The organism is Pseudomonas sp. BT76 TE3572 (assembly GCF_050435365.1).
Lineage (GTDB): Bacteria > Pseudomonadota > Gammaproteobacteria > Pseudomonadales > Pseudomonadaceae > Aquipseudomonas > Aquipseudomonas fluorescens_W.
The window spans coordinates 1799670-1816739 of record NZ_JBNDKE010000001.1; the positions used below are offsets into that span (position 1 = coordinate 1799670).

16 protein-coding genes are annotated in these 17070 nt (G+C 54.1%); 3 read left to right on the top strand and 13 right to left on the bottom strand.

Going from position 1 to position 17070, the window contains the following annotated elements:
- Positions 1-185: 185 nt before the first annotated feature.
- The 3 genes from ABH912_RS08135 to ABH912_RS08145 all read left to right on the top strand — a co-directional run bounded on the left by ABH912_RS08135 (position 186) and on the right by ABH912_RS08145 (position 3731).
- Complete coding sequence (locus ABH912_RS08135) at positions 186-443, top strand: DUF2790 domain-containing protein (protein WP_429510324.1); 258 nt, start codon at positions 186-188, stop codon at positions 441-443.
- A gap of 233 nt (positions 444-676) precedes the next feature.
- Positions 677-1861 (top strand): acetyl-CoA C-acyltransferase family protein, encoded by a 1185-nt coding sequence (locus ABH912_RS08140; protein ID WP_033056665.1) that lies wholly within the window; start codon positions 677-679, stop codon positions 1859-1861.
- A gap of 445 nt (positions 1862-2306) precedes the next feature.
- On the top strand, positions 2307-3731 hold the full coding sequence (locus tag ABH912_RS08145) for an undecaprenyl-phosphate glucose phosphotransferase (RefSeq protein ID WP_033056667.1): 1425 nt from the start codon (positions 2307-2309) through the stop codon (positions 3729-3731).
- Positions 3732-3807: 76 nt separating this feature from the next.
- On the opposite strand, the gene ABH912_RS08150 is transcribed toward ABH912_RS08145, so the two are convergent.
- The 13 genes from ABH912_RS08150 to ABH912_RS08210 all read right to left on the bottom strand — a co-directional run bounded on the left by ABH912_RS08150 (position 3808) and on the right by ABH912_RS08210 (position 16997).
- Positions 3808-4929, bottom strand: coding sequence for a glycosyltransferase 61 family protein (locus ABH912_RS08150; RefSeq protein ID WP_429510325.1), 1122 nt, complete (start codon positions 4927-4929; stop codon positions 3808-3810).
- A gap of 81 nt (positions 4930-5010) precedes the next feature.
- Positions 5011-6153 (bottom strand): hypothetical protein, encoded by a 1143-nt coding sequence (locus tag ABH912_RS08155; RefSeq protein ID WP_429510326.1) that lies wholly within the window; start codon positions 6151-6153, stop codon positions 5011-5013.
- Positions 6154-6425: 272 nt separating this feature from the next.
- Positions 6426-7160, bottom strand: a complete 735-nt coding sequence (locus ABH912_RS08160; protein ID WP_429510327.1) for a WecB/TagA/CpsF family glycosyltransferase — start codon at positions 7158-7160, stop codon at positions 6426-6428.
- Positions 7160-8347, bottom strand: coding sequence for a glycosyltransferase family 2 protein (locus ABH912_RS08165; RefSeq protein ID WP_429510328.1), 1188 nt, complete (start codon positions 8345-8347; stop codon positions 7160-7162). The genes ABH912_RS08160 and ABH912_RS08165 overlap by 1 nt, the downstream gene beginning before the upstream one ends.
- Positions 8344-9546: a glycosyltransferase gene (locus ABH912_RS08170; RefSeq protein ID WP_429510329.1), complete on the bottom strand. Its 1203-nt coding sequence runs from the start codon at positions 9544-9546 to the stop codon at positions 8344-8346. Before ABH912_RS08170 ends, ABH912_RS08165 begins: the two co-directional genes overlap by 4 nt.
- A 75-nt stretch (positions 9547-9621) precedes the next feature.
- Positions 9622-10557 carry a DUF535 family protein gene (locus ABH912_RS08175; RefSeq protein WP_033056682.1) on the bottom strand — a complete coding sequence of 312 codons (936 nt, stop codon included), beginning with the start codon at positions 10555-10557 and terminating at the stop codon, positions 9622-9624.
- A 7-nt stretch (positions 10558-10564) separates the two neighbouring features.
- A complete protein-coding gene (locus tag ABH912_RS08180; protein ID WP_429510330.1) occupies positions 10565-11542 on the bottom strand; it encodes a glycosyltransferase in 978 nt (325 codons plus the stop codon).
- A 43-nt stretch (positions 11543-11585) separates the two neighbouring features.
- Positions 11586-12110 (bottom strand): serine O-acetyltransferase, encoded by a 525-nt coding sequence (locus ABH912_RS08185; protein WP_033056687.1) that lies wholly within the window; start codon positions 12108-12110, stop codon positions 11586-11588.
- Positions 12111-12118: 8 nt separating this feature from the next.
- Positions 12119-13075, bottom strand: a complete 957-nt coding sequence (locus ABH912_RS08190; protein WP_429510331.1) for a glycosyltransferase family 2 protein — start codon at positions 13073-13075, stop codon at positions 12119-12121.
- Positions 13068-13685: an acyltransferase gene (locus ABH912_RS08195; RefSeq protein WP_033056691.1), complete on the bottom strand. Its 618-nt coding sequence runs from the start codon at positions 13683-13685 to the stop codon at positions 13068-13070. The genes ABH912_RS08190 and ABH912_RS08195 overlap by 8 nt, the downstream gene beginning before the upstream one ends.
- Positions 13686-13820: 135 nt before the next feature.
- Positions 13821-15290: an FAD-dependent oxidoreductase gene (locus ABH912_RS08200; protein WP_033056692.1), complete on the bottom strand. Its 1470-nt coding sequence runs from the start codon at positions 15288-15290 to the stop codon at positions 13821-13823.
- Positions 15287-15481, bottom strand: coding sequence for a hypothetical protein (locus ABH912_RS08205; protein ID WP_082459078.1), 195 nt, complete (start codon positions 15479-15481; stop codon positions 15287-15289). Before ABH912_RS08205 ends, ABH912_RS08200 begins: the two co-directional genes overlap by 4 nt.
- 139 nt (positions 15482-15620) lie before the next feature.
- On the bottom strand, positions 15621-16997 hold the full coding sequence (locus ABH912_RS08210) for an oligosaccharide flippase family protein (RefSeq protein WP_033056693.1): 1377 nt from the start codon (positions 16995-16997) through the stop codon (positions 15621-15623).
- Positions 16998-17070 lie beyond the last annotated feature (73 nt).

Below are 17070 nucleotides of genomic sequence, written 5' to 3' on the forward strand. Positions count from 1 at the left end.
CATTGAGTTGCCGGCGTAGCCAGCACCCTCGTTTCATACCAAGAAATCGCTGGCCTGACCCTCGAAGCCGCCGGTCGCTAACCGTACCGTCGGCGCCGTTTCATTACAGAATTGTCATTCAACTGTGGGTCGGCTGTGCGGCAACCCATCGGCAGCCAATCCGCCTCTGAATAGAGGGAATCATCATGAAAATGTTAATCCTCGGTTGTGCTGCCCTCCTCGCCACCGGTTCGGCGTTTGCCGACACCCAGACCGCCGAACCTGTCATCCACGACAAGACCGGTTTCTTCGTAGAAGTTGATATTGCCAAAGACCTGTCCAGCAATATCATCACGCAAGATTGCGGCATCGTCCCCGCGCAGCTGATTTACCTCGACCATCAGGGTCGCAAGCATGTGCTGGATTACCAGATCCATGGCATGGGTTGCATTGGTGATAATTGATCACACGCCTGTACTCACAGAGGATCGGGCTGCACTGGCGCCACTGGCTGACCTCTGTAGCCCGCCGCCGCGACATGTATGGGATCAAAAAGCGACTTCAACTGAAATGGCCAAAAAAGCCACCCCCCTTGAGCAGTTTTGGCATAGGCCAACATCATCGCGGTGTCTAGACTCACCTCCATATAACAGTGCAAAAGCACACTTGAATCCAGGACTGTTCCAGGGGAACCCGCATGAACCCATCCGACATTTTTGTTATCAGCGCCGTCCGCTCGGCCATCGGCAGCTTTGGCGGGTCGCTCAAAGATGTGCCGCCCATTCAATTGGCCACTGACGTTTGCCGTGCCGCCATTGAACGTTCGGGGCTGGCACCTGAACACATCGGTCACGTGGTGATGGGGCATGTGATCCCGACGGAAGCACGTGACGCCTACATCTCTCGTGCCGTGGCGATGAACGCCGGCCTGCCGAAAGAGACGCCCGCCTTCAACGTCAACCGCCTCTGCGGTTCTGGTTTGCAGGCCATTGTCAGCGCAGCACAGAGTTTGATGTTGGGAGACGCAGGCGCTGCGCTGGCGGGTGGCGTCGAATCCATGAGCCGCGGAACCTATCTGTTGCCGCAGGCGCGCTGGGGCGCCCGCATGGGTGATATGCAAGCCATCGACTACGTGCTCGGCGTTCTGCAAGACCCGTTTGGCGGTTTCCACATGGGCATTACTGCGGAAAACGTCGCCGAGCGCTATGGCATCACTCGTCAGGCTCAGGATGAGTTGGCGCTGCTCAGCCAGCAACGGGCAGCCCGGGCGATTGCCGAAGGGCGATTCACCGACCAGATCGTGCCGATCGAAGTGGCGTCCCGCAAAGGTACCGTGACGTTTGCGACGGACGAACATGTCCGCGCCGAGGTCAATGCCGAGCAATTGGGCAAGATGAAACCGGCCTTCAAAAAAGACGGCAGCGTCACCGCCGGCAATGCATCGGGCCTCAATGACGGTGCCGGTGCACTGATCCTGGCCACCGGTCAGATGGTTCTCGATCAAGGTCTCAAACCGATGGTCCGACTGGTCGGTTATGCCCATGCCGGTGTGGAGCCAGAGCTGATGGGGCTGGGACCGATTCCTGCCACCCGCCTGGTCCTCAAACGCGCCGGCCTGACCGTTGCCGACCTGGATGTCATCGAGTCCAACGAAGCATTCGCGGCCCAGGCGTGTGCCGTGGCGCAGGAACTGGGCTTCGACCCGGCGAAGGTCAACCCGAACGGTTCGGGGATTTCGCTGGGCCACCCGGTGGGCGCGACCGGTGCGATTATCGCCACCAAAGCCATTCACGAATTGCACCGTGTTCAGGGCCGTTATGCCTTGGCAACCATGTGCATCGGCGGCGGCCAAGGCATCGCCGTGTTGTTCGAACGCGTCTGATCGCCCCAAATGAAGACGGCGCCCATTGTGGGCGCCGTCTTGTTTTACCGCGATGGAATCTGTGCGCAATGCACTCCGATTTCAGCTCGGCGTAAACCTCGATCACTGCGCGACCAAACCCGCGCCCCATTTCCGATGAATGACCAGGCACAACCTTGCTGCAGACACCGCGGAAGGCCCCGCAGCAGGCGCCGGTCGGTATCTCGACGCGCTTCATTTTTTCAGTCCCGGAGGTTCTACTAGACTACGCAGAACGACGGCAGATTCAGTGAATGATTTCACAGTACTGCTAAAGTGATAGCACGCGTCGCCACATGCTCCCAAAGCCTGTAATTTTCGAAGGTGGGTGGCAGATTACGGTGATGCCGAGGCTCTCAAGCGAGGGCAGCATGAACTGAATCGCGCCATCATCGAGCGCGAGGGGCAGCAGACATGAGGTCTAGATATGATATTTGAGCCCAACAGTACCCGTTCCGTTCTCCAGCGAAGAAGCAGTACCAGTATCGTTGTTCAGGCTGGTCTCGATTGTGTTGCAGTGACCGGTGTTGCGTGGTTTTTGATCAATTATCATATCGGCTTCATAACGCAGTCCTATGTCATCCTGCTCCTGTTGCTGCTGGGGGCGCTGGCCGTCGTGTACGACCACTACGCCATTTACCGCAGCAACGTTGTTTTTACCGTCAAAGCCTTCAAGCTTTTGAAAGCGTGGACTGCCACGTTTGGCTTTCTCGTGGCCATGGCCTTTCTTACCAAGCAAAGCGAACAGTACTCGCGCTTATTGGTCGGGCAGCTATTTATTCTTGGATATTTTGCTCAGTTGCTGTTGCACCTCGCGACACGCGAGATGCAGAAGAAATTTTTGGCCCACCCGACTCAATTGGAAAACTCGCTCATCATTGGCTCGGGCGAACTGGCCAGCTATCTTCACAAAAAAATCAGCAATAACCCCTGGCTCGGTGAACGCATCGTCGGCTGTGTGTTGATTGGCGCGGACGATGATCGGGGAAAGGAAAGTCTGGAAGGCGCGCAACGTCTGTCGATACTGGGCGATATCTCCGACCTTGACGAGTTAGTCGTTAAACATGCCATTCGTACCGTCTATTTCGTGACCCCTCTGGGTGGCTCAGAGGTCATCCAGGATGTTTATCTAAGGCTGTTCGATAAACACATCTCTGTTAACTGGGTGCCTGACATTTTCTCGTTGCGCCTGATCAACCATAGTGTTCGCGAAATTGCCGGCATTCCCGTGCTGACCTTGTCTGAAACTCCGCTGATGGGCATGCGTCTGTTTCTGAAGAACCTTGAGGACAAAGTCCTGGCCTTTCTCATTCTGGTTCTTGCAGCGCCAGTCCTGGCAGTCGTCGCCATTGCCATCAAGCTCGATAGCCCCGGCCCCATATTCTTTCGTCAGCAACGCATGGGGTGGAGTGGTGAAGCTTTCCGGATCTGGAAGTTCAGAAGCATGGTCGTCCATCAGCCGGAAGACGGCGTCGTCAAGCAGGCGCAAAAGAATGACCCGCGCATGACCAGGGTTGGCGCCTTTATTCGGCGGACCAGCCTCGATGAACTACCGCAGTTGTTCAACGTGTTGATGGGGGAAATGTCTCTGGTGGGGCCTCGCCCGCACGCTATTCAACACGATGTGCAGTACTCGCCCGATGTCTCGGGCTACTTTGCGCGTCACAACATTAAACCGGGCATCACAGGCCTGGCTCAGGTGCGTGGTTATCGTGGTGAAACGAGGGATATAGAGCAGATGATCCGACGTGTTGACTCGGACATCGAGTACATCAACAACTGGTCGCTTTGGCTCGATTTCATCATCCTTGTACGAACGGTGTTTGCTTTCTCGGGCAAGCATGCCTACTAAGCTGACATGACCCAGAATACCGGGGTGGCTTCCTGCCCCGGCATGAATTCAGATATCCAGAAACCTGAAGAAGCTGTTATGCCGGAAATAGATCCAGCGTACGCTCAACCTCATCGGGATCGATCCTGAAGCCATTGCCCTCTTGCGTACCGACCACAAAGCCAAAATTTTGGTGATCACGATCCGTAAGATATTTAAAAAAACAGAGGAAGCGATTAGGGGGCTGCAAAACCAGCAGCGAACCACCCGGCTGGAGTACATTAACGCCGTGTATTAGATGACTCCCTTCAATCCCTACCACTGTTCTTGCACCGGCACAGGCCGCCACGATAGTGGCAACGTCGGATTTCGCAGGATCGATAATCCGAAACCCCCTGCGGTCACGCAGACGCTCGGCAAGTTCCAACTCATTGCGTAACAATCGCAATTCTCCCGTGCCGCCTCGCAGAACGAACACGCCTGGGTGATCGCAAACTTTTACGTGCGAGAGTAACTTTTCACCCATCGCCCGAAAGCGCAGGTGCTTATGTCGATTTTGACTTAGGTCGTCAAAGATAACGAGCTCACGAAAAAATGCATCGCGTAAACGAACCGGCGTCATACCAAGCCAGTCCTCATAGCCGGGGGCATGAAGTATGCAGGTCGTAGCGGTGGACACACCGTTGGCAGGCACTGCCGTGGTCACCGGAACGCCTTCCTCGCAGGCTATTGGATAGGTTATGCAATCATCCATTAACCACGAGCCAAACCATTTATTCCCTCCCGCCGTACAAAACATCGCACCGCGATCAATTTCGTTTTCTACGCGAATCTTTGGTAACCATCCAGATCTAGGCGACAACGAAGACTTGGCATTACCTTTGTAAAGAGTGCCATCAATTAACCAGACATCTTTAAGCAGGTAGCCTCGTGTTGCCCCATGTTCAACACTGCCCACTCCTTCCATTGTGCGACGGGGATGCTCGTAAGGATAAAAAAGCTCCCCTGCCCATCCCGTCACACGTTCGAGTTGATTGGGAAGGAAAAAAGCGGGCGGAGCCATTGAGATTTCGCCTGGAGCAATTTCCCACGTTTTCACGGCCAGGCTTTGCAGCGTTAACGACGGCTTGCGTATAAGTCGCGTTTTAAGAATGTGTTTATACGCCGCAAGGCTCCACTTTGATTGGCCGCCACTCGTCAATGCGTTAAATTTCGACATATGCACCTCATCGTAATGTGGTTATACCGAAACAGCGTTTATGGCCAAACACGTAAACCGTACTTCTTTAAAGCAACCTATTCAGGTGGATACAATAGTTTCCAGAATAGGGGGTAATGCCAGATGAGCATAGCGGCCGCGCAACGTGTCGAGGAGCGCCTCTTCCGGTTTTCTAGAACAATGAAGATATATTTTGAACAGTCCACCAAAACCCATTTCACGATATCGACCCGCGACCTCTTCATCACTGGGTCCGTCCGGCAACCCAAGATGAAGTGTCAGTTTTTTGCCTTCGACAGCAAATAGAGGGGTCTCCCAAAGAAATTGGGCCGCGCCCACCTTGGGCAGTCGAACAAACAAATAGCCGTGATTGCCCAGCGTATCGACATCACCCCCACGTCTTCTCTTCCATTCAAGAAGTCCATCATCCGGGCGTGCCAGACAAGTGCCGATATCATAATAGTCAAAACCATTTTCTATCGCCCATTCAAGCGCCATGAACGTGGTAATCGAGTTGATTTCACGTAACTTCTTGGCATCTGAAAATACAACATCGGGATAGCCGAAACGGATCGTGCTCCAGTAGCGTTTTCCTGCCCGGGTAATGACGCATCCAAGATGGCATGCAACAATTTCATCCTCCAGCAGTACCAGATCGAGCCGCCCGGCATTTTTTGCCACCCTTTGAACCTCATGCGATTCAATTTGAGAGGCGGATGCTCCATGCCTCGCTCTGGCATAGGGCTTCAGCATTTCCCGATCTGCGATTTCAATTTCATCATCGTTCAAGGCCTGTTTCATACGATAGCGCAACCGGTTCTTGCGCAGATTTCGACGCAACTCGGTATTGTACCTGGCGGTAATATCCTCAATTGACCGGCTCAGCGGAACGACAGCACTTAAATATTGAGGCACATATAATGCACCCAAGGTCGGCATTTCACTGACCCACACTGTTCGCGCTGAATTATCCAACTTCAATTGGCTATTAACCGTTTTAGATTCAGCACCCAGTAGTACCTTTACAAATTCCCGCTGTGTTTTCCTGCCCACATAGAGAATTTCAAAGGCACTGTCTTCGCGCAGTTTGAATCTGGCGACTTCCCAGCGCCAAAAACATGCCCTCCCCCCTATATCTTGCAGCCAGGCGAGCGCTTTCCTTAGCTCAAATCGCATTGAAGGAGAGATTAACTTACGTATTAATTCGGCTATGTATTTTTTCATTTGGTTATTAGCACACTTCAAGGAATGGCCATTTGAGTTTACAAATCAATAACCTAACTACTCGAAATGAGCGCTCGACAGCCGAGCACTTTTTTCAAAATATGCGGCGTCTGACAACATTTTGTTGACGCCAATCTTAATGATGAAAACGACCCCGAACATACCCGTCAAGTCGATAATTCCAACCTGAGTAAAGGTGCTACGTCGGGGTTTTGCAAGATATTTCAGCCGCGTTTTTTATGGCGCCGGCCAGGCGTCAAATTCTTGTAATGTCAGGAATCCCTGTAGATCAATGTGCGCAACAAGAACATTGGATTACCCACCACATAGCGTCTGAATAATCGCTTTGGCTCACTCAGTAGCCTGAACACCCACTCACAACCGAGACGACGCACCCATTGCGGAGCACGAGTGACCTTGCCGCCGAGAAAATCCAGAATCGCCCCACCGCACACGACCAGACAAGGCACGCCACTGACGGCTAACCTGGCAGCAACAGCTTCTTGCTTGGGCATGCCCATACCCAACACAACCAGTTCCGGTTGAAACTGCCGGGCAAGGTTGATGTAGGTATCCACCGGCGCGAAACCATGGTGAGCAGAGACTACATTGACCGCAAATACCGCCTCGCTACGCTGCACCGCGTTAGCTAGAAAGGGTTCTTCAGTCCCCCAGAAAGCCACGCGCCGGCCCTTGTACGCGGCCAGCAATTTGGGAATGAAATCGGTGCCATTCATATTCAGTCCCGGCTCCAGGCCGAGGCGACGAAACAGGACAGCCATGCCGGAGCCATCGCGTAATAACACGTCAGCAGCCGACAGCGCGTGATAGTAATCGGTGTTGCCCGCCACCAGGTTCATGGCATGGGCATTGACGAAGCCAAGCACCTTCGTCGACTCAGTCCTGGATAAAGCCTCAATCAATCCTTGTTCATCACCCACATCACTGACCACCCTGAGATCCTGGAGAATCGTTTGCCAGTTGTGCAGCCAGGATGAAGCGCGCATCAGGTGTCATCTCGCTTCGAACGCACCCATTCAACTTGGCGCTTAAGTAAAAATCCGAGGTACAGAGGGATTTTCTTCACCGCGTAGAACGGCGCATACAACAAGGCTGAAAAAGAAATAATCCCGCGACCAAACCGGCTCCATGCCAGCAAGACAGTCACACCCAATATTGCCACCCCGGAGGAAGCTATCAATGCTGGGGCCAAAGCTCCCGACAGCATGAATACCAACCATGACAAACCAAATGCCGCCACCAAGGCCAACGTCAACAAGGCCAACGGAGGGACCAGCAAATCCAGCGTCATCGCCAGCAGACTCCAGTTTCGCTGGCCAATCGACTCCACCAGCAACTTCGGCGTATCCCCAAGGATTACCCCTAGATGACCATGTTCCCAGCGCGTACGCTGGGTAGTTAAGCCTTCTTCGCTGCGCGGAAAATAACTGGTCACCAGAGCATCGGGGCAGAACACCGGCGGCTTGCCGCTTCGGCATAAATCCAGGCCCATCTTCAAATCTTCAACGATGTGGCCACTGGCCAAACTGATCAACGTCATATCCCGCCAGACGAAAGCCATTCCCGTGCCCATTAACTGACAGGGCAAACCGAGCCGGGTCCAACCCTGCGGCCGCACCCGGTTCTTCACACACCAGGCAAACTCGGCAAGCCGCACTTTCAGCCCGGAACCTGCTGGAGCATGCATTAAATTAAGTGCTTGCGCTGGCCGCCCTGAGTCGATGCAACAGATTGCCAAACGCTCAATAGAACCTGCGGCCACCTGGCAATCCGCATCGATAACAATCATGACGTCCGGCGCATCGCTCGCCAAATGACGCACCCCACAGTCCAGCGCATAACCCTTGCCACGCTGCTGATCATTGCTGCGCTCCACCACCTCAGCGCCCGCCATGCGGGCCTGCGCGGCCGTGTCGTCAGAACAGTTATCCGCCACCACCAATAGGCGATCACCCAAAAGCAACTGCGGCAGAATGCTGTTTAACGTCGCGACGATGATCGAGGATTCATTGTGTGCCGGTATCAACACCGCCACCCGCGGTCGCGATCCTTGCGCAGGCGAGCGCGACCGTGCAGGCAGGCAGGCCATCAGCACCTGCACAAACAGCACCAACACCGGCAGGAGGATGAGTATCAGCAGTGCGCTGAACAGCCAACTAAGTAATGTGATCATGCTTGCGCCCTGAACAAATGAGCCAACTTGGCTGCTTCGATATCGATATCGTGTCGCTCCAGCACTCTCTGATACGCCGCCTCGCCCATCCGCTGTAACACCTCGACAGGTTGCGCGAGGCAGTCCGCCAGCGCCGCCGCCAACTCATCCACAGCTCCGGCGGGAAATAACCAACCGTTCTCACCCTGTCGCACCAACTCGGGTATGCCCGCCACATAGCTCGTCAGTACGGGTCGGCGCAACGCCATGGCTTCCATGATGACCACCGGCAACCCCTCGGCGAAGCTCGGCAACACCAAGGCCCGCGCCGCAAGAATCTCCGCCCGCACCTGATCGCTGCTGATCCAGCCGGTAATTCGCACCCGTGCCTGCAAGCCATGCCGTGCAATCAGGGTTTCGATTTCCGCGCGCATTTCTCCATCGCCGGCCAGTACTATTTCGAACTCCACGTCTTGAGCTGTCAGGATGCGGGCGGCTTCAAGCAGCAAAAGCTGACCCTTTTGCTCACACAAACGACCTGCACAAACCAACCGCGGCGCGGATGGCACGGCAACGGCCGGCACATCGTGAAACGCCCGTTCCAGCCCACAATGCACCACCTTTACCCTTGGCCAGTGGGCATGAGCCACCCAGCGATACAGCTGGCTGCGCCCATAAGAACTGATAGCAGCGACAAAGGCTGCGCGCCGGACTTTCTCGCCCAAATGAATAAACTGCGGTTTGTCGAACTCTTCCGGCCCGTGCACGGTAAAACTGTACGCCGGCCCACCGAGTACATTGGCCAGCATCACCACCTCGGTTGAGTTGGTGCCGAAATGCGCATGCACATGCTCGGCCCCGAACGCCTGCAACCACATCAGCACGCGACACGCCTCGGCCAAATAAACCAAATGATAGGGCCAGGAGCGATCGGCACGCCGGCCCATGCGTAGCGCCAGCCACAGCGCCGAAAAAAAACGTCGCGGCTGGGCGCGCAACACCTGAAGCACAGGCACTAACAGCTCTTTGACCCCGCCCTGCAGCACATACTGGGTTTTATCGCGTTCGGACACGTCCTCGGCATCCACCAATTCGGCATCCCAGCCACGCAGGGCAATGCGCTGCACCACAAACCCCTGACGTTCCAACGCCAAAATTTCGCGACGAATGAAGCTATGGCTGACTTTGGGGTATTGATTGATGAAATAAGCAATACGCATAGGAACCAGACTTAGTTGTCGTTTCAGTGGATTATTACTGCAAGTAACCCCACAGTAGTACAGGTATCAGGAACGTCAACTAGCCACACGGCTGCTGCTATAACTGCCTATCAACACGCTGTCTATCTTTTTAAAGGTATCGTCCAGCAGCTCATAGCGCCTGCGATACATGGCACGTTTTTTTGAAGCAATACTGTCGAGCGGCTTCCTGGACAGAATCATGGGAATCTCAAAAAAATCTTCGCGCTCTGATGGAGTCGCTCCATGCTCTAACCAGATCACATCATAATTGGCCGCCAGCTCTAGCGCTTTGTGAGCGCCAAAATACGGATGACGATGGTGGCGATAGCCATCCCCTACCGCATAAATTTTTTCAACACCGATATTGATGGCAATGTATTTAATAACTTCGATCAGAAAGCTTCTTGGCCGAAGGCCTTCAAAGTCTTTTGTCAGGTCCCTGTAGATACTCAACGACAGTTCACTCTCGACGCCTTTATGTATCCCTTGAACGGCGCCGATAAAAATACATAACTCAGTGTCCGTACGACACAAGGTGAAGGCTATTGACGCAATGCGCAGATCCCCCTGAAACAAGTTCAGCACCAGCTCCCCTTCACGCATAAACCAGAAGGGCCGATCCAGCACCAGGGAACAGCCAGCCGCAAACTCCGACAAATCACTCAGCAGCAAACTGTCACTTCGCCCCAACAGCAATAGCTGCGGACAGCTTTTGGTCACCACTTCGTAATGCGAGGCCAACACACTCAGTTTATTCTTGGGGTTCCAGCTTTTACTGATGTATGGCCAATGAACAACGCCTACACAATCCCCGCCTAATTTCTCAACTCCGGACTTGCCCAGAGCGTTCGACATCCGCCCGCAAAACAACTTCAGCTCGGACCAGTTTTTTGCAACTAATACCAGCATTTTAAACTTATTATTCAATGCCCTTAAAGAATACCCGGCATGTAAAAAAAACACGCTCTTCAATATCACCCAATTATTCATATCAGTCTCACTTGTATTCGATCAGCGCCGTCTTGCCGGCGCCGAATCTGTTCAGTAGAAACTTGACTTGCCCGAGCATCTCGGGAAATTTCCCCAGCACGAGAAAGAAAGCCCGCAGCCAGTTTTCGCGCGTGGACCTATCGCCCCCACGAGCCAGGCGCACGACCTGCAATGGATACACCAGCAGCACCAGCAGCCCAAACCATCCCGACACCCAACTCGCGAGAACCGTCACCAGCGGGACACCCAATCCCCAGAACCAGGCACGGCGCGACTCACGCAACCAATGTTGCTCCGGCGCCGCCCCATGCAAAAATGCCCCCTCGGCAAAGGCATAACCACCGCGCAGGGTACGCCGCCACCATTGGCCGAACCGGGTCATGGTTGCATCGTGCAAGGTCATTTCCTCACCCAGACGCCAGACCTTCCAACCATTCCCACGCAGACGCACACACAACTCAGGCTCTTCCCCAGCAATAAGGCCCGGTCGAAATCCGGACGCATCGGCGAAGGCGTCAGCCCGCATCAACGCATCGCCACCGCATGCCTTGGCCTCACCGACCGGCGTATCCCATTCGAAATCACACAACAAGTTGTAAACCGAGTGCTGCGGAAAACGTTCACGGCGCCGTCCACAGACCACCGCGACGTCAGGATGAGTATCAAGAAAGGCGTGCGCCCGAGGCAGCCAGTCGCCGACAACCTCACAATCACCGTCGACGAACTGCACATAACGCATCGCCGGCAATAGGCGTTGCAGGCAGGCAAATCCTTCATTGCGCGCACGCGCTGCAGTGAAGGGAATGGTCATGTCCAACTCGACCACTTCGACCCCAAGCCTCAGTGCCACCGGCACTGAATCGTCCGTTGATCCAGAGTCGACATAAACGACCTTCTCCACCGAACCGACGAGGGAAGTCAGACAACGCTCAAGCCGTAGGCCTTCGTTGCGACCGATAACAACGACACCGATACCCATAGCCATGGCGTTCACTCAGCGACGCAATTGAAGTAATCCATCGGGTGGTTCATGAGAACTCCCTCGAATCTGCGTACTTCCTTTTCTTGATAGTCGCAGGCACGCCCACTGCCACTGAGTCGTCCGGTACATCGGTCAGCACCACAGCATTGGCACCAATCACGACATTGTTACCAATGCGGATATTGCCCAGCACCTTGGCCCCTGCACCGATATCAACATTGTTACCCATCACCGGAGCAATCGGGTCACTCACATTCTTGAGGCCCACGACGACACCATTGCGAATACGGCAATCATCGCCGAACTGCGCATAGCCACTGATTACGATGCCGCCAAAATGATCGATGACGAAGTTGCGCCCGACCACAACCTCACACGGCAGCTCGATACCCGTGACGATCTGCACCAGTTTGAAGAGTACTTTGTATATAAAGGAGAACAACTTGCGTAACAGTGCCGGTCGCACACCGTAACGCCAGCGCCCGAAGCGATAAACCACCATCACCCAAAACCCCTGAGCCCCCCAATCTCCGGCGTATGCACGTAAGTCCGCACGTATGTTTTCGAACATAACTGGCTCTACCGTGTTGGTTGGCTAGCGAATTTGGTATCACGCAGCAGCGCCCAGGTCACACGAGTATGCTGCCAACACGCCCCTAAAGCGGCCCGACCACGGCCTTTCAATAGCGCCTTGAGCGCCAAAATCAGATCACCCAGACTCACCAGTAGCATATGTGAGGCCAAACCAGACAGACCGTGGTGCTTGCGGAAGTACAAAAGCTCACTTTCGATTTGTAACGTGGGTAGCTGACGACTAGCCGCATTGAGCTTGTCAACAGACTTGGCACTTTCACCGCCGATATGCACCACCGTGGTATGCGGGTAGTAAACCACCTTCCAGCCTGCCTGTTTAACGCGTTTGCAGTGATCTATCTCCTCGAAATAAAGGAAGTAGCGCGGATCGAACAAGCCAACCTGGTCGATGACTTCACGACGGATCAGGTAATAGCACCCGGGCACCCAGTCGCACTCACGCACCGAAGCATGATCCCAGGTCATGTCGTCGACTCTCTTCACCGCAGGGAAAAAACGTTCAAGCCCTGTACGCCCGAGGAAGATATTCAACGGCGTCGGAAAATAGCGACACGAGGGCTGTAAATCGCCCTCTCGTCCAACCAGGCGAACGCCGAGGACACCGCAATCAGGATTAGCCTCCATGTACTCGAGGGTCTTGCTCAGGGTATCCGCAGCAACAAAGGCATCGGTATTGAGGAGCAACGCATACTTGCCCTGCAGGTGTTCAACCAGTTGATTATTGGCACGCCCAAAGCCAACATTACTTTCATTGGCCAGTTGCAATGCCTCTGGACAAATAGTTGCCAGACACTCCAGCGAATTATCCGCAGAGGCATTATCCACCACTAAATAGCGCGTGCGATCCACACTATTTGACTGGCGTAACGCATTAAACATCGGCTGCAACAACTCCGCTGTGTTGTAATTAACGACCAACACGTCAAGGGGAGCACTAGCCATTGGGTTGCTCGCCAAAAAAGTGTTGCGATCTCATCGCTATAAGCTTCGGTTCAAGTTCCGGGTCGTATACACCACTGCGCTGCCTGATAAGGTCAATCCACGGATAAGTGGCGCTACGCTCTTCGACTTTCGCCAACACCTCTTCCAGCGTACAAATAACCTTGGCTGGATTACCCCCAACCACTACCCCAGGCGGAACATCCTTTATGACTACAGCACCGGCTGCGACAATCGAATTTGGGCCGATAGTCACACGCGGCATGATGATAGAGCCATAACCGATAAAACAATTATCACGTATGTCGATAGCGCCGACAGAGTCAAGTTTTTTACCATAGCGCACCTCGAGCATGCCAACTACTCCATCGTGGCCGAACAGCGTGCAACACGATAAACCTACATTATCTCCAAGTCGTACTAGCGAAGGGTCAGTTATGTTGGCAGCAGGATTGATCCATACGCCTTTACCGATGGAGTATAGCCCCCCCCACCGAACCATATGTTTAGCCCAGTCATACCCGTTCGGCTTACAGAATTTTTTATAGAGCGACGTCCCATGCCCCGTTGTTTTTGCAATATAAGCAATCGTACGTTTCAGTAGACCAATCATCCTGTCAGCCTCAATTATTTAGCGATAGACATCTGCGCCAGAGTTAGATACACCCTGATTCTTCATTACCACTACTCCAAGAGTAGACGCTTCTCTAAAACCCAACACTCAAATAATCCACACATGCTCCCCCCTTCATGAGTATCTGCCCACCCCGGGCCCCATCTGATGGTTAAGATGATCCGCCAACCTTAGAGCAAGTTGCAAAAGAGGCATCGTGGGGTTACAGGCGCCGCCTGTAGCGAAAACACTGCTGCCCGCAACGTAAAGATTCTCGACGCCAAACACTTTGCAGTTCTCGTCGACCACACCAAACTCAGGCGAAGTCGCCATCCGCGTGGTCCCCATATGATGAGCATGGGGATTGAGCTTCAGTGGCAAATCGACGTCATACACACATTCTTCCAGCTTGACGAAGCCCAACCCTGTATCGGCAAAACACTTGGCCACTTCGAGCCCTATGGACTTGACTGTTTCCCTGTCTGCAGGCGTTAGCTCCCAATGAATCTTGACCTTCCTCATCCCTAACGCATCTCGATCATCGAGCAATGAGATGCGGCTATCAGGGTTGGGAAACTGCTCGATCAGCGTGCCGAGCACCCCATCTCCAGGGCAATCGAATTTGGCAATAAATTCAACCTTGCGCTCCGCACCCACTTCGCAAACCAGGTTCTCGAAAAAACTCTTGATGGACGCCATTCGCCCATAGGATTTCACTTCAGCTACAAGCGTGGCCGTCACATTCCCTTTACCTGACTTGTGCTCCCTCACGAATGCATCGGTCGTGAAATACTCCTGCCGAGCATCTGTACCCTCCCCGTCTTTCAGGATGAAGTTTCCCATTTCGACGTTCAGGTGCTCCATGAAGCATCTGCCGACGAAACCATCCTTGCTTACGACACCGCCAGCTGCGAGAGACTCGCTGTTGAGCAGGTGCCTGGCATTCTCGATCGCGCCTGTCGCCAGAATGAATTGTTTTGCCGTGACTCGCTCTCGATGCAACTCATAGTCCGAGACGACTATCGTTGCTATGCGGCCGGTCTTGCTGTCGAACTCAAGATCGACGCAATTGCAATGGATGAAGACATCCAGCCCCTCGGTCTCATTCAGTTCCCTGGCATATTTTTGTGCAAATCGCGTCGGCGGGCTTAGCAGAAAACGATCAGCCTCAAAGTCAGTGCCGTCCAAAGTCGCATTGATGGCCTTGAATCCGGAGTGCGGCGGAAGATCGACAATATCCATGGCCCCCGGCAGATTGCGCTCGATCTCGGAAAACGCGATGGGCCAACCGGGCACGGGCACCGGAGGGCCTACGGCAAAGTCCGACGGTTCGAATGGACGGCATCGCCCGGCCCAGTGATTGGAGGTCCCGCCAAGAAAACGCAGGCGTGTTTCATGAGCGTAGACCTCGAGGCCCGATGAGGAGACGTTGTAGAGGTTCTGCGAGGTCGGCGAATACTCGTGTCCGCCGCCCTCGACAAGCAACACACGCCGACCATTACCGGCTAAACGCAAGGCCAGCGTAATGCCAGCTGGCCCCCCGCCTATGATGCAGACGTCATAGTGGTCGCGGAGCTCTTTCTGCGATTGGTAGTCTTTGATCATGCTTGTGTTTGCCGAAAATGCCGGGCAGGCAGCACCCATCCGTTGATGACAACAAACTCGGATTTAATAGCAGAAGGCCGGGCAACGGCTTTGGAAAATCCGAACATGAGCCCCCCAAGACTCAATAGAGCAGAAGCCTGGAGGAAGCCTCTGCGCCCCATCACAGAGGTATTCAAATCAGTTTCTCTCATGATTCAAAGCTCCACGACATCAAGATTACGTTGGAAATTTCAACCACACATCAAGGCCATATTTTTTGGCGACCGCCATCAATACCTCAATGGCGACGCTGTGCCACAGCTTTGGAAACATCAAGAGAAATGGATCAGATCAAAGCCATTTGAAAAGATCCGTCAATAACTCCCCACACAAAGCCCCCACCGCCAGCATTGGCAGCACTACCAGCTCACGCTTGAGACTCAACAGCCCCAGACGACCATTGACATAAAAAACCAGGATAAGCGTAGGAAACGTGTACAGGGCAGCGCCCCAAATCGCATATTTGACTCCGCCAATCGCCAGTAACAGAGGCAGCAGCACCCACAACGAGACCACGCGAATAATGTTATCGATGGCCTGGTACTTGGTGAGTCCCAAGGCAATCCAGACCTGATTCGACAGCAGGTAGCGCATGGTGAAAAAAGAGAGTGAAAGAATGGCCATCATGTTGCCGGCCTCAGCGTAACGCTCGTCGTACAAGATGCTGATGAGCAGTGGACTGCCGGTCAGGAACAATCCACAGAGAAACAGGCAGGCCAGATCGAGCATCAATTTCAAGCGGTAGTACAAAGCGTGGAGCCGTGCGGTGTCATTGGTTCTTGTGGCCTCACTGAAGGCCGGCAAGGCCACGGCCCCGACGATCTTTTGCAACGCAAGCTGAACCGCTCCCAAAATCAGCACGGCAATGGAGTAAACCCCCAGTTCAGCGGGCGTCATGCTGCCGCCGAACCAGACACGATCACCGTACAAGGCCAATACGCCCACTGCCGACGACAACAGTATCCAACGGCCGAAGCTGACTAATTCATCGAGCGCAGCACGCTCCCACCGCAGACGGTTGGAAGGGCCCTCAAACCAGAGATGCCCCAACAGCGTGTTGACCATCGATTGGACCAGGCCTGCAATCACCAGCGACCAGATGGACCGGGTGAAGTAACCGATGGCCAGCATGACCACCAGCCCGACGACCTGAGACCCAAACTCGGTGAGCACCACTTTCTTTTGCTGGAAAGCGCGCACTGCCAGGTCCATTTTGGTCGACTGAAAGCCAACGATGATTGCCGAGAAACCGGTCACGGCCAACACCAGCGGCAACTCGGGTGCGGCGTAGGTGGAATTGGGCGACCACAGATTAATGGTCTGTGCATACCAGGCGAGGGCTGCGAGAAGAAGTGTCGAAGCAAACAGGATAAAGCCGCGCACGATCTGCACGGTCCAGATGGTATTGAGAAATGCCGGATCGTCGCCACGCGGGCTCTGGATGATGTTCTGGCGCAAGCCGACATCGGAAAGCATGTGCAGAACCAGCGAAACGGTGATGGCGATCATCATGATGCCGAACATCTCCGGCATCAGCAGACGAGCCATTATCAGGTTGCCGCCCAAGCGAAAGGCTTGAGACGTAACCAGCGCTCCCAGATTCCATGCCCCAGCAGAGATCGCTCGCTTACGAAGGCCCAACGTTGGCGACAAATCAACTAGCGACATAGCATCATCCCCCGACTCAATGGCTCAAAAGGAACTATAGTCGCGTTTGGCCATTCCACTAGCAGTCGCTCAT

Excerpts from the sequence above, each read along its gene's own strand:
- ABH912_RS08135 (WP_429510324.1), top strand. The coding sequence starts at position 186 with ATGAAAATGTTAATCCTCGGTTGTGCTGCCCTCCTCGCCACCGGTTCG.
- ABH912_RS08140 (WP_033056665.1), top strand. The coding sequence starts at position 677 with ATGAACCCATCCGACATTTTTGTTATCAGCGCCGTCCGCTCGGCCATC.
- ABH912_RS08145 (WP_033056667.1), top strand. The coding sequence starts at position 2,307 with ATGATATTTGAGCCCAACAGTACCCGTTCCGTTCTCCAGCGAAGAAGC.
- ABH912_RS08150 (WP_429510325.1), bottom strand. The coding sequence starts at position 4,929 with ATGTCGAAATTTAACGCATTGACGAGTGGCGGCCAATCAAAGTGGAGC.
- ABH912_RS08155 (WP_429510326.1), bottom strand. The coding sequence starts at position 6,153 with ATGAAAAAATACATAGCCGAATTAATACGTAAGTTAATCTCTCCTTCA.
- ABH912_RS08160 (WP_429510327.1), bottom strand. The coding sequence starts at position 7,160 with ATGCGCGCTTCATCCTGGCTGCACAACTGGCAAACGATTCTCCAGGAT.
- ABH912_RS08165 (WP_429510328.1), bottom strand. The coding sequence starts at position 8,347 with ATGATCACATTACTTAGTTGGCTGTTCAGCGCACTGCTGATACTCATC.
- ABH912_RS08170 (WP_429510329.1), bottom strand. The coding sequence starts at position 9,546 with ATGCGTATTGCTTATTTCATCAATCAATACCCCAAAGTCAGCCATAGC.
- ABH912_RS08175 (WP_033056682.1), bottom strand. The coding sequence starts at position 10,557 with ATGAATAATTGGGTGATATTGAAGAGCGTGTTTTTTTTACATGCCGGG.
- ABH912_RS08180 (WP_429510330.1), bottom strand. The coding sequence starts at position 11,542 with ATGGCTATGGGTATCGGTGTCGTTGTTATCGGTCGCAACGAAGGCCTA.
- ABH912_RS08185 (WP_033056687.1), bottom strand. The coding sequence starts at position 12,110 with ATGTTCGAAAACATACGTGCGGACTTACGTGCATACGCCGGAGATTGG.
- ABH912_RS08190 (WP_429510331.1), bottom strand. The coding sequence starts at position 13,075 with ATGGCTAGTGCTCCCCTTGACGTGTTGGTCGTTAATTACAACACAGCG.
- ABH912_RS08195 (WP_033056691.1), bottom strand. The coding sequence starts at position 13,685 with ATGATTGGTCTACTGAAACGTACGATTGCTTATATTGCAAAAACAACG.
- ABH912_RS08200 (WP_033056692.1), bottom strand. The coding sequence starts at position 15,290 with ATGATCAAAGACTACCAATCGCAGAAAGAGCTCCGCGACCACTATGAC.
- ABH912_RS08205 (WP_082459078.1), bottom strand. The coding sequence starts at position 15,481 with ATGAGAGAAACTGATTTGAATACCTCTGTGATGGGGCGCAGAGGCTTC.
- ABH912_RS08210 (WP_033056693.1), bottom strand. The coding sequence starts at position 16,997 with ATGTCGCTAGTTGATTTGTCGCCAACGTTGGGCCTTCGTAAGCGAGCG.